Annotated in this window: 10 protein-coding genes; all 10 read left to right on the top strand. The window is 70.7% G+C overall.

Translation table 11 applies throughout. From position 1 onward, the window contains the following. Positions 1-2 precede the first annotated feature (2 nt). On the top strand, positions 3-1,412 hold the full coding sequence (gene murD, locus BO64_RS14230) for a UDP-N-acetylmuramoyl-L-alanine--D-glutamate ligase (protein WP_496403969.1): 1,410 nt from the start codon (positions 3-5) through the stop codon (positions 1,410-1,412). Further along, a complete protein-coding gene (ftsW, locus tag BO64_RS14225; protein WP_496403968.1) occupies positions 1,409-2,584 on the top strand; it encodes a putative lipid II flippase FtsW in 1,176 nt (391 codons plus the stop codon). Before murD ends, ftsW begins: the two co-directional genes overlap by 4 nt. A 13-nt stretch (positions 2,585-2,597) precedes the next feature. After that, entirely contained in the window at positions 2,598-3,695 is a 1,098-nt protein-coding gene (murG, locus tag BO64_RS14220; protein ID WP_496403967.1) for an undecaprenyldiphospho-muramoylpentapeptide beta-N-acetylglucosaminyltransferase, read from the top strand. Positions 3,696-3,733: 38 nt separating this feature from the next. Then, positions 3,734-5,143, top strand: coding sequence for a UDP-N-acetylmuramate--L-alanine ligase (gene murC / locus BO64_RS14215; protein WP_496403966.1), 1,410 nt, complete (start codon positions 3,734-3,736; stop codon positions 5,141-5,143). A gap of 10 nt (positions 5,144-5,153) precedes the next feature. Next, positions 5,154-6,068, top strand: a complete 915-nt coding sequence (gene murB, locus BO64_RS14210) for a UDP-N-acetylmuramate dehydrogenase (RefSeq protein WP_496403965.1) — start codon at positions 5,154-5,156, stop codon at positions 6,066-6,068. Positions 6,069-6,195: 127 nt separating this feature from the next. Then, entirely contained in the window at positions 6,196-7,569 is a 1,374-nt protein-coding gene (locus tag BO64_RS14205; protein WP_496403964.1) for a M20/M25/M40 family metallo-hydrolase, read from the top strand. Between the two features lie 75 nt (positions 7,570-7,644). Beyond that, entirely contained in the window at positions 7,645-8,928 is a 1,284-nt protein-coding gene (locus tag BO64_RS14200) for a SulP family inorganic anion transporter (RefSeq protein WP_496403963.1), read from the top strand. A 62-nt stretch (positions 8,929-8,990) separates the two neighbouring features. Further along, the gene (locus BO64_RS14195) at positions 8,991-9,968 is read left to right on the top strand and encodes a D-alanine--D-alanine ligase (RefSeq protein ID WP_496403962.1); all 978 of its coding nucleotides are present in this window, start codon (positions 8,991-8,993) and stop codon (positions 9,966-9,968) included. Then, positions 9,904-10,815 (top strand): cell division protein FtsQ/DivIB, encoded by a 912-nt coding sequence (locus tag BO64_RS14190; RefSeq protein WP_496403961.1) that lies wholly within the window; start codon positions 9,904-9,906, stop codon positions 10,813-10,815. Before BO64_RS14195 ends, BO64_RS14190 begins: the two co-directional genes overlap by 65 nt. A 21-nt stretch (positions 10,816-10,836) precedes the next feature. Beyond that, complete coding sequence (gene ftsA / locus BO64_RS14185; protein WP_496403960.1) at positions 10,837-12,183, top strand: cell division protein FtsA; 1,347 nt, start codon at positions 10,837-10,839, stop codon at positions 12,181-12,183. Positions 12,184-12,198: the final 15 nt, after the last annotated feature.

Raw genomic sequence — 12,198 nt, 5'->3', positions numbered from 1 at the left:
CCATGATCCCGGTTCTCGGCTTCGAAGGCAGGACGGTCGCCGTTTTCGGCCTGGCCCGCACGGGACTGGCGGCGGCGCGCGCCCTCATGGCCGGGGGCGCGAAGCTGGCCCTGTGGGACGACAATCCGAAGTCCCGGGCCGCGGCCGAGGCAGAGGGGTTCGAACTCACCGACCTGTCCCAGGCTGACTGGAGCGGCCTTGCGGCGATCATGCTCTCGCCGGGGGTGCCGCTGACCCATCCTGCGCCGCACTGGACCGTGCAGCGGGCCCGGGAGGCCGGGGTCGAGATCCTGGGCGATGTGGAACTGTTCGCCCGCACGGTAAACGCCGCGCCCGAGCACAAGCGGCCGAAGATCGTCGCCATCACCGGCACCAACGGCAAGTCGACCACCACCGCCCTGATCGGCCACATCCTGGCCGAGGCCGGCCGGGACGTCCGCATCGGCGGCAACATCGGCTATGGCGTGCTGGGCCTGGAGGACATGCACGGCGGGGCGGTCTATGTCCTGGAACTGTCGTCCTACCAGCTCGATCTGACCTCAAGCCTGCACGCCGACGTCACGGTGATCGTCAACGTCTCGCCCGACCACTTGGAACGGCACGGGACAATGGACGAGTACGTGGCCGCCAAGCGCCGCATCCTCCTCAACCAGGGCAAGGGCGACACCGCGGTTATCGGCGTGGACGACGCCTGGGGCCAGCGGATCTGCACCGAGATCACCGCCGCCAACCGCCGGACCATCGTGCCGATCTCGGCCTCCAAGGCCATGAGCCGGGGCGTCTACGCCCTCGACGGCCTGCTGTACGACGCCACCGGTGAGCGCGCACAGGAGGTGGCCGACCTGAAGCGGGCTCGCTCGCTGCCGGGCCGCCACAACTGGCAGAACGCCGCCGCGGCCTATGCGGCGGTGAAGGGCCTGGGCGTCTCGGGCGAGGAAGCCGCCCAGCATCTGATGACCTTCCCGGGGCTTGCGCACCGGATGGAGACGGTGGCGACCCTCGGCAAGGTCCGCTTCGTCAACGACAGCAAGGCCACCAACGCAGACGCCGCTCGCCAGGCGATGTCGAGCTATCCGAAGTTCTTCTGGATCGCCGGCGGCCTGCCCAAGACCGGCGGCATCGACAGCCTGACCGACCTCTTTCCGCGGGTCGAGAAGGCCTATCTGATCGGCGAGGCCGCGCCGGCCTTCGCCGAGACGCTCAAGGGCCATGCCCCCGTCGTCCAGGCCGGAACCATGGAGGCGGCGGTGGCCCAGGCCTATGGGGACGCCCGCGCCAGCGGCGAGGACGCCATCGTCCTCCTGTCGCCGGCCTGCGCCTCGTTCGACCAGTTCGCCGATTTCGAGCAGCGCGGCGAAGCCTTCCGCGCCGCTGTCCAGCGTTTGGCCCAGGCCCAGGGGCCCCTCGCATGACGCCCGTCAGCCAGGCTCACGCCTTCCCGCGTTCGGACCGTTCGCCCCTGGGCGTCTGGTGGTGGACCGTGGACCGGTGGATGCTCGGCGTGGTGGCCTTGCTGATCTTCATCGGCGTGGTCATCTCGTTCTCGTCGAGCCCGGCCGCCGCCATGCGGATGAACATCGGCGACCCGTTCCACTTCGCGGTCCGCCAGTGCGTCTTCGCCGTGGGCGCCACGATCATATTGCTCACCGTCTCGATGCTGGACGTCAAAGGCGTCCGGCGGGCGGCCTTCTTCATCTGGGTGGTGGCGATCGCGGTGATGATCGCCCTGCCGTTCATCGGCCACAACGCCAAGGGGGCGACCCGCTGGATCGAGTTCGGCGGCTTCACCTTCCAGCCCTCGGAATACATGAAGCCGGCGCTGATCATCCTGGTGGCCTGGATGTTCGCGGAAGGCCAGAAGGGGCAGGGCGTTCCTGGCGTCTCCATCGCCTTTGCGCTCTATGGCGTCTCCGTGGCCCTGTTGCTGATCCAGCCCGACGTGGGCCAGACGGTGCTGATCACCGTCGCCTTCGGCGCGGCATTCTGGATGGCCGGGGTGCCGATGTCGTGGGTGATGCTGCTGGGAGCGGTGGCCCTGGCTGGCCTATCCTCGACCTATTTCCTGTTCCCGCACGTGCAGAGCCGCGTGGACCGCTTCCTGTCCCCGGACAAGGCCGACACCCATCAGGTGGACGCCGCCGCCGTCGCCCAGGCGGCGGGCGGACTGTTCGGCCGCGGGCCGGGCGAGGGAGTTATGAAGCGGCGGGTGCCCGACCTGCACACCGACTTCGCCGCCTCGGTGGGCGCCGAGGAGTTCGGCCTGGTGTTCCTGCTGCTGATCATCGCCCTGTTCGCCTTCGTGGTGGTGCGCGGCCTCTACCGCTCCATGAAGCTGACCGACCCGTTCGAGCAGGTGGCGGCGGCGGGGCTGTTCGTGCTGGTCGGCCAGCAGGCGATCATCAACCTGGCGGTCAATCTCAACATGATGCCCACCAAGGGCATGACCCTGCCGTTCATCAGCTACGGCGGCTCGTCCATGCTGGCCATGGGCCTGACCCTGGGCATGGCCCTGGCGCTCACGCGCCGCCGGCCGGGCGCCTACACCCCGACCGAAGGGCTCGCCAAGGCGGGCGCCTTCGCCTAACCCTCGAGGCCTGATGCGTAAGATCGCTGTCGTCGCCGCCGGGGGCACCGGAGGCCATCTCTTCCCCGCCCAGGCTCTGGCCGAGGCGCTGATCGCCCGGGGCTGGCGGATCGTGCTCGCCTCGGACGAACGGGTGGCGGGCCTGGCCCAGGACTTCCCCGCCGAGCGCCGCATCGGGCTGTCGGCGGCCACCTACAAGCCCGGCGACCCCGTCGGCATGATGCGGGCCGGTTTCGCCGTCCTGCGCGGGGCGCTGCACGCCCGGGCCGCCTTCCGCGAGATCCAGCCCAGCGTCGTCGTGGGCTTTGGCGGCTATCCGTCGGCCCCGGCCCTGGTGGCGGCGCTCCTCGAGCGTCGTCCCACCGTGATCCATGAGCAGAATGCGGTGATGGGCCGGACCAACCGGATGCTGGCCAGCCATGTGAAGACGGTGGCCTGCGCCTTCCCGACCCTGAAGAAGGCGCCGGCCAAGGTCGCCGGCCGCGCCATCGTGGTGGGCAATCCGGTGCGGCCGCCGATCCGGGCCTTGGCCGAGGTTCCCTATGTCCCGCCCGAGCCGAACGGGACCGTGCGCCTTCTGGTGACCGGCGGCAGCCAGGGCGCCCGCCTCCTGTCCGAGCTGGTGCCTGAGGCCGTGAAGGCGCTGCCGGAGGATCTGCGCCGGCGACTGGTGGTGCAGCAGCAGACCCGGGCCGAGTCCATGAACACCGCCCGGCGGGTCTATCAGGACGCCCTGGTGGACGCCGAGATCGCCCCTTTCTTCCGGGACATCGCCGCCCGCCTGCGCGACGCCCATCTGGTGATCGGCCGGGCCGGGGCCGGCACCGTTTGCGAGTTCGCGGTGGCCGGAAAGCCGTCGATCCTGGTGCCTCTGGCCATCGCCCTGGACGACGACCAGGGCCAGAACGCCAAGCTGCTGGCTGACGCCGGCGGCGCGGAGGTGGCGCGTGAGCATCAGTTGACCGTGGACAGCCTGGCCAACGCCCTCGAGAAGCTGCTCACCAACCCGGCGCGGCTGCAGCGGATGGCCGAGGCGGCCCGGTCCGTGGCCATTCCGGATGCGGCCGAACGTCTCGCGGACGTGGTCGAGCAGACGGCGCGCGGCGGCTAGCCATTGCTGCGAACCGCCAGCGGCGTTAGCAGGACTCCATGAATCGCCGCCCTGTTCCCTTCGAAATCGGCCCCGTGCACTTCATCGGCATCGGGGGCATCGGCATGAGCGGCATCGCCGAGATCATGCTGCGCACCGGCTACCAGGTGCAGGGCTCGGACGCGAAGGCCAGCGCCAACACCGAACGGCTCGAGAAGCTGGGCGCGAAGGTGTTCATCGGTCACGACGCGGCTAATATCGAGGGCGCCTACGCCATCGTCTATTCGACGGCCGTAAGGCCGGACAATCCCGAGATGGTGGCCGGCCGCGAGAAGCGCCTGCCCCTGGTCCGTCGGGCCGAGATGCTGGCCGAGATCATGCGGCTGCAGTTCTCGGTGGCGGTGGGCGGCACCCACGGCAAGACCACCACCACTTCCATGGTGGCCACCCTGCTGGATGCGGGCGGGCTCGACCCCACCGTGGTGAACGGAGGCATCATCAACGCCTATGGCACCAATGCCAAGGTCGGCTCCGGCGACTGGATCGTCGTGGAGGCGGACGAGAGCGACGGCACCTTCCTGAAGCTGAAGTCGACGGCGGCGGTCGTCACCAATATCGACCCCGAGCACCTGGACCACTACGGCGACTTCGAGGCCGTGAAGAAGGCCTTCCAGGACTTCGTGGAGAACATTCCGTTCTACGGCTTCGCCGCGGTCTGCACCGACCATCCAGAGGTGCAGGCCATGGCTGCGCGGGTGGAGAACCGCCGGCTGATCACCTACGGCCTCAATCCCCAGGCCGAGGTCCGGGCGCACGATATCCGGATGGGGCCGGACGGGGCGCGGTTCAACGTCATCATCCAGCCTCACGAGGGCGAGGCGGCCTCCTATGAGGACCTGCTCCTGCCCATGGCGGGCCAGCACAACGTCCAGAACGCCCTTGCCGCCATCGCCGTGGCCCGCGAACTGGGCGTGGATGGCGAGGCCATCCGCAAGGGCCTGGCGAGCTTTGGCGGGGTGCGGCGGCGTTTCACCACCACGGGCGTGGCCAACGGCGTGCGCGTGGTCGACGACTATGGCCACCATCCGGTGGAGATCGCCTCGGTGCTGAAAGCGGCCCGGGCGGTGAGCGAGGGCAAGGTGATCGCCGTGGTCCAGCCCCACCGCTACACGCGCCTGCGCGACCTGTTCGACGACTTCTGCGCCTGTTTCAACGACGCCGACACCGTGATCGTGGCCGACGTCTATCCGGCCGGCGAGGCGCCGATCCCGGGGGTCGACAAGGACGGCCTGGTGACGGGCCTGCGCCGATATGGCCACCGCCGCGTGCTGCCGCTGCCGGCGCCTTCCGACCTGGCCGGCATCGTCCGCGAGGAGGCGCAGGCCGGCGATCTCGTGGTGCTGCTGGGCGCCGGGGACATCACCAGCTGGGCCTACGCCCTGCCGGGCGAGCTGGAAGCGCTCGGATAGGCCGCGGCGGATGAGCTGGAAGGACCGCCTGCCCGCCGTTCGCGGCAAGATCCTGAAGGACGAGCCGCTGGGCCCCTTCACCTGGTTCCGCGTGGGCGGCCCGGCCGACGTGATCTTCCTGCCCGAGGACGAGGAGGATCTCGCCGCCTTCCTCAAAGGGCTGCCTGCGGACGTGCCGGTGACCGTGCTGGGCGTGGGCTCGAACACGCTGGTGCGCGACGGCGGCGTCGAGGGGGTGGTGATCCGCCTGGGCAAGGCCTTCGCCAAGGTGGAGCCGCGCGGCGGCGCCCGCATCTACGCAGGGGCCGCGGCCCTCGACGCCAACGTGGCCCGGGAGGCGGCCAAGGCCGGGATCGCGGGCCTGGAGTTCTACCGCGGGGTGCCGGGGACCATCGGCGGGGCGCTGGTCATGAACGCCGGTTGCTACGGCGCGGAGACCAAGGATGTGCTGGTGGAGGCCTATGCCCTGACCCGGTTGGGCGAGCGGCTGACGCTCTCCAACGCCGACCTCGGCTACAGCTATCGCAAGTCGGCCCGGGCGGCGGCCGAGCAGCTGATCTTCCTGGGAGCGCTCCACCAGGGGACGCCGGACGATCCGGCGGCCGTGGAAGCGCGGATGGCCGAGATCACCGCCCGGCGCGAGCAGACCCAACCGATCCGGGAGAAGACCGGCGGCTCCACCTTCAAGAATCCGCCGGGACATTCCAGCTGGAAGCTGGTGGACGAGGCGGGCTGGCGCGGCAAGCCGTTCGGCGGGGCGATGTTCTCGCCGCTGCACGCCAACTTCCTCATCAACACCGGCGAGGCGACCGCCGCCGACCTGGAAGGCCTGGGCGAAGCCGTCCGCGCCGACGTGAAGGCCAAGTTCGGCATCGAGCTGGACTGGGAAATCAAGCGTATCGGGCGTGCGGCGCCCGCGCGCTGAGGGCGGCGTCTCAATTTCCGCGCAGCCGGGCGCTGTGCGGCCAAGCGCGGAGCAAGCCTTGATGACGCCCCAGGGCCGGGCGGCGAGGCGGCTTGACGGGAATCCCGGGACCGCGCACGCCAGCGCCATGCGTAGCTTCGCCCTGATCACCGTCGCCGCCGCCAGTCTGCTGGTCGCCGCCGCGCCCGCCGCCGCCCAGGACCTTGCCGCCAACGCCGCCGCGATCCGCGACCGGGCGCTGACCGACGGGAAGGCCTGGAGCCTCACGGAATCACTGACCACCGAGGTCGGTTCGCGCCTGCTGGGCTCGCCCGGGATGGAGCGGGCCCGGGACTGGGCGGTGGAGACGCTGAAGCGCGAGGGCTTCCAGAACGTGAAGGTCGAGACCTTCACCACGCCCGGCTGGTTCCGCGGGCCGGAGTCGGCCGAGGTGGTCGCGCCCTATCCGCACAAGCTGCACATCCTGGGCCTTGGTCGGTCGAGCTCGACGCCGAAGGGCGGGCTGACCGCCGAGGTGGCCCTGTTCCGCAGCTTCGAGGACCTGCTCGCCCAGCCGGAAGGCTCGCTGAAGGGCAAGATCGCCGTGGTCACCGGCGTGATGCCCCGCACCCAGGACGGTTCCGGCTACGGCGCCGTCAACGCCCAGCGGACCCGCGGTCCGGTCGAGGCGGCCAAGCGGGGCGCTGTGGCTTATTTGGTCCGCTCCATCTCCACGGACGATGCGCGTCTGCCGCACACCGGCGGGTCGCAGCCGGCGGGCATTCCCGCCGCGGCCCTGGCGACGCCCGACGCCGACCTGCTTGAGAAGTTGGTCGCCCGGGGCAAGCCCGTGGTGATCAAGCTCGACATGACTTCGCGCTCCGATCCCAAGGTCCAAGCCTACAACATCTCCGGCGAGATCCCCGGGACCGATCCCGACGCCGGGGTGCTGGTGGTGGGCGGGCACCTGGACAGCTGGGATCCGGGCACCGGCGCCATCGATGACGCCGCCGGCATCGCCATCACCACCGCGGCCGCCAAGCTGGCGGCGAGCCAGGGGCCGCTGAAGCGCACCATCCGCGTGGTCATGTGGGGCTCGGAAGAGCAGGGCGGCTCCAGCGCCGCCTATCTGGAGGCTCACCGCGACGAGGTCGCGAAAATGGTCGTGGTCGGCGAGAGCGACCTTGGGGCCGGCCGCATCTGGCAGGTGCGCCTGCCGAAGGGCAGCCTGGATCACCCGGCCATGGAGGCCTTCACCGACGCGCTGGCCCCGCTGCAGGTGGTGGTCAGCCCGGAGCCGGCGCGCTTCGGCGGCGCCGACGTCTCGGGTCTGGTGTCGGCGGGCGCGCCGGTGGTGGACTTCGCCCAGGACGCCAGTCGCTACTTCGACCTCCACCACTCGGCGGACGACACCCTGGACAAGATCGACCCGGCCGAACTGGCGCAGAACGTGGCCGTCTGGGCCGCCTTCCTGCACACCGCGGCCAACAGCGACATCGATTTCCGGACGCTCGCGCGCTAGCGGCGATAGGTAGCGCCGCTACGTAGCCAAACGGAGTTGCATCAAGGGCAGGTTTGGCGCGAAACCTGCCTGCAAATGCCGAACGGCGCCGCCACAGCCCATCGCTACAAGCCCAAGCTCGCGACCACTCTGAGGGAGGGGTACGACGCCGCTGCGTTCCAGCGGGACGCCATGGCCGGGCTCACCGTCGCCATCCTGGCCCTGCCGCTGTCCATGGCCATCGCCGTGGCCTCGGGCGTAGGGCCGGAGCGCGGCCTCTGGACCGCCATCGTCGGCGGTTTCCTGGTCTCGGCCCTGGGCGGCAGCCGCTACCAGATCGGCGGCCCGGCGGGCGCCTTCATCGTCCTCGTCTCGGCCACCGTGGCCCGCTTCGGGATCGAGGGCCTGCTGCTGACGGTCCTGATGTCGGGCCTGATGCTGACCGTGGTGGGCCTGACCCGCCTGGGCTCGCTGATCCGCTACATCCCGCATCCGGTGACCGTGGGTTTCACCGCCGGTATCGCCGTAACGATCCTGGCCAGCCAGATTCGTGACCTGGCGGGCCTGAGCCTCTCCAGGCCCGAGCCGGGGCCCCTGGTTCCCAAGCTTGCCGCCCTCGCGGGCGCCGCGCCCACCGTGACGCCGGCGGCCCTGGCGCTGGGGCTGGGCGTCGCGGCCTTCATCCTCTGGCTGCATCGCGTGCGGCCCAACTGGCCGGGGATGCTGTACGGCGTGGTCGGCGCAACCCTGCTGGCCTACCTGCTGCACCTGCCCATCGAGACCATCGGCACGCGCTTCGGCGAACTGCCCCGGGGGCTGCCGCTGCCGTCCGTGCCGACGTTCAGCCCTGGCCTGGCGATGGACGTCCTGCCATCGGCCCTGGCCTTCACGCTGCTGGGCGGGGTGGAAAGCCTGCTTTCGGCCACCGTGGCCGACAAGATGACCGGGCGGGTTCACCGCTCGAACATGGAGCTGGTGGCCCAGGGCCTGGCCAATGTGGGCTCGGCGCTGTTCGGCGGGATCGCGGTCACCGGCACGATCGCCCGGACGGCCGCCAATATCCGCGCCGGCGCCCGCACACCGATCTCGGGCATGCTGCACGCCGCCTTCCTCCTGGCGTTCATGCTGCTGGCCGCCCCGCTCGCCAGCTATGTGCCTCTGTCGGCCCTGGCCGGGGTGCTGGTGGTGGTGGCCTGGAACATGGCCGAGAAGGAAGAGTTCGTGGCCATGGCCCGCGACTGGCGCACCGGGGCGGTGCTGTTCGCCACCTTCGGCCTGACGCTGCTGCACGACCTGACCGCCGGCATTGTCGCCGGCTGTCTCCTGGCCGCCTTCCTGCGGCTGTTCACCAAGGCGCAGGGTGACGGCGCGCACACTTGACCGGCGCCCCCGCGTCCTCCACGGCGGGACGTTGACCCGCCTTCCAAGCTCAAGAGTCGCCCATGGCCGCCCCGCTTTCCGGACATCACGTCGCCGTCCTCATGGGGGGCATCTCCTCCGAGCGGGAGGTGAGCCTCGTCTCGGGGCGTGAATGCGCCGACGCCCTGGAACGCCTGGGCGCGAGGGTCACCCGGGTGGACGCCGGTCGCGACCTGGCCGAGGTGCTGGCGAAGGTGAAGCCGGACGTGGTCTTCAACGCCCTGCATGGCGCCTGGGGCGAGGACGGCTGCGTCCAGGGCATCCTGGAGACGCTGCAGATCCCTTACACCCACTGCGGGGTGCTGGCCTCCGCCCTGGCCATGGACAAGGCCAAGGCCAAGGCGGTGATGGCTGCGGCCGGCGTCGCCGTGCCCGGCGGCGGTCTCTACAACCGCTTCGACGTGGCCCGCGACCACGTCATGCCGCCGCCCTATGTGGTGAAGGCCAATGCCGAAGGCTCCTCGGTGGGCGTCCACATCGTCCGCGACCGCGCCAACCGTCCGCCGCAGGAGATCATCGAGCCTTCCTGGACCTATGGGGACGAGGTGCTGGTGGAGCCATTCGTGCGCGGTCTGGAGCTGGCCGTGGGGGTGATGGGCGGCAAGGCGATGACTGTCACCGAAATCCTTACCGAGCGGGAATTCTACGACTACGAGGCGAAGTACGCGGACGGCGGATCCCGGCACATCGTCCCGGCCAGGATGCCGGCTCACGCCTTTGAAAAAGCGAAGGAAATGGCCGAGAAGGCGCATGCCGCCCTTGGTTGTCAGGGAGTTACCCGGGCGGACCTTCGTTATGACGACATTAACGACATTCTGGTCCTCTTGGAGGTCAATACCCAGCCCGGCATGACGCCCACCTCGCTCGTCCCCGAGCAGGCGGCGGCGCAAGGGGTGGATTTCGACCGGCTTGTGTTGTGGATCACGGAGGACGCCTATGCCCGCGGCGGAGCGGGGAGGATCGCGAGTAGCGGCGAAACCTCGGGCCAAGACGCCCCTTAGCCATAAGCGCGCGTCCGGCAAGGGCGCGGCGCCGGCGGCGGCGGCGCGCGCTCCGGCCTCCGCAGGCGCGTCTCCCAAGCTGATCCTGCTCGCCGCGGCCGGCGTTCTCGCGGCCGCCGTCACCGCCACGCTGGCCACCGGCGGCCGGGGCCAGGCCCTGGCGGACAGCGTCGTGGCCGCCATCGACGGCCAGTTCGGCCAGGCCGGCTTCCGTCTGCGCACGGTCCACGTCCAGGGCGCCTCGAAGATGGCGACGCCCGACATCGTCCGCGCCGCCGCGATCCACAAGGACCAGCCCCTGCTGGGCATGGATCTCAACGCCCTGCGCGCCCGCGTCGAGCAGGTGGGCTGGGTGGAGGAGGCCAAGGTCGTCCGCCTGATGCCGGACACCCTGGTCATCGCCGTGAAGGAGCGCCGTCAGCTCGCCGTCTGGCAGCACGCCGGCAAGACGGTGGTGATCGACGACCAGGGGCGCGTGATCCCCGAGGCCGATCCGGGCCGCTTCCCGATGCTGCCCCTGGTGGTGGGCGCCGGCGGCGCCGAGCATGCGGGGGAAATCCTGCCGATCCTGGCCCAGCGGCCCAAGCTGATGCAGCGCCTGGAAGCCCTGGTCCGCGTCGATGACCGCCGCTGGGACCTGCGGCTGAAGGATGGTTCGCTGATCCAGCTCCCGGCGGCCGGCGAGGAAGACGCCCTGGGCCAGCTGGAGCAGCTCGACCTGCGCTCTCGGATCCTGGAGCTGGGTTTCGAGCGCATCGACCTGCGCAATCCCGATGTCGTGGCCGTCCGGCCGCGCGCCCCCGTCGCCCCCACCGCGCCCGGCGGCCTGGCCGCCGCCGGCGTGTAACGAGAGAAGAAAAGACCCTAGATGCTCAAGTCGCTCACCCGCCGCGAAGCTTCCGCCGCCGCTAAGGATGGCCGTGAAGGCCTGAAGGCTGCGCTGGCGCCGCCGAAGGTGATCGCCGCCGTGGACCTCGGCGCGTCCAAGGTCACCTGCTTCATCATGAAGCCGGAAGGCGTGCGAAAGATCGACCGGACCCTCACCACCTGCGGGGTGGGCTATGTCCAGTCGCGCGGCGTGCGTGGCGGCGCGATCGTGAACCTGGACGAGGCCTCTGACGCCATCGCCCAGGCCGTGGAGCGCGCCGAGAACGTGGCCGGCGTGAACGTCCAGGGCGTCACCGTGGCCACCGCTGGGGGCCAGCTGGCCTCGTCGCGGGTGGCGGGCCGGGTCTCCATCGGCGCCCGTCCGATCTCCGACAACGATCTCATCCGCGCCATCCAGAACGCCCTGGCCCAGATCAAGCTGCCCGGCCGCCGGGCGATCCACATCCTGCCCGTGGCCTGGTCCGTGGACGGACAGGGCGGCGTGCGCGACCCGCGCGCCATGTTCGGCAAGACCCTGGGCGTCGAACTTCTGGTGGTCTCGGTGGCCGAGACCGTCTTCCAGACCCTGGGCGCCTGCGTCGAGCGCGCCCACCTGCAGCTGGAAGGCGTGGTGGCGGCCCCGTTCGTCTCGGCCCTCGCCGCGCTGGAAGAGGACGAGATGGACCTCGGCAGCGTCTGCATCGACATGGGCGGCGGCTCCACCTCCGCGGCGGTCTTCTCGGGCGGCAGTCTGGTCCATGTGGAGACCGTGCCGGTGGGCGGCCAGCATGTGACCCAGGACATCGCCCGGGGCCTGTCCACCTCGATCGCCGGCGCCGAGCGGATCAAGACCCTGCATGGCTCGGCCATCGCCTCGACCAATGAGGACCGCGAGATGATCGAGGCGCCGCCGCGCGGCGACGATCCGGGCGCAGGTCCGGTCGTGGCGCCGCGCAGCTTGCTGAAGGGCATCATCGCCCCGCGGGTTGAGGAGACCCTCGAACTGCTGCGCGATCGCCTCAAGGCTTCGGGCGCGCCGGTGGAGCCGGGCGCGGGCCTGGTGCTGACCGGCGGGGCCAGCCAGCTGGCCGGCGTGCGCGAGGTGGCGGTGCGGGTGTTCGACCGCCCGGTTCGCCTGGGCCGTCCGCGTCGCGTGCCGCACCTGGCCGACGCCGCCTCGGGCCCGGCCTTCACGGCGGCGGCCGGGATCCTGCACCGGGCCGCCTTCGGTCCGCGCGAAGCGGTCTCGGCCAAGTCCCTGACTTCGGCCAAGCTGCGGCGCGAGCCCCTCGATCCGCGGGCCAATCCGGTGGCCAAGGCCGCCGCCTGGCTGCGCGAGAACCTCTAGGGTCGCGCCCAACAG

Source organism: Phenylobacterium composti DSM 19425 (genome assembly GCF_059568645.1).
The sequence above is the reverse complement of the archived record's forward strand: the minus strand, read 5'-3'. Positions and strand labels throughout refer to the sequence as shown.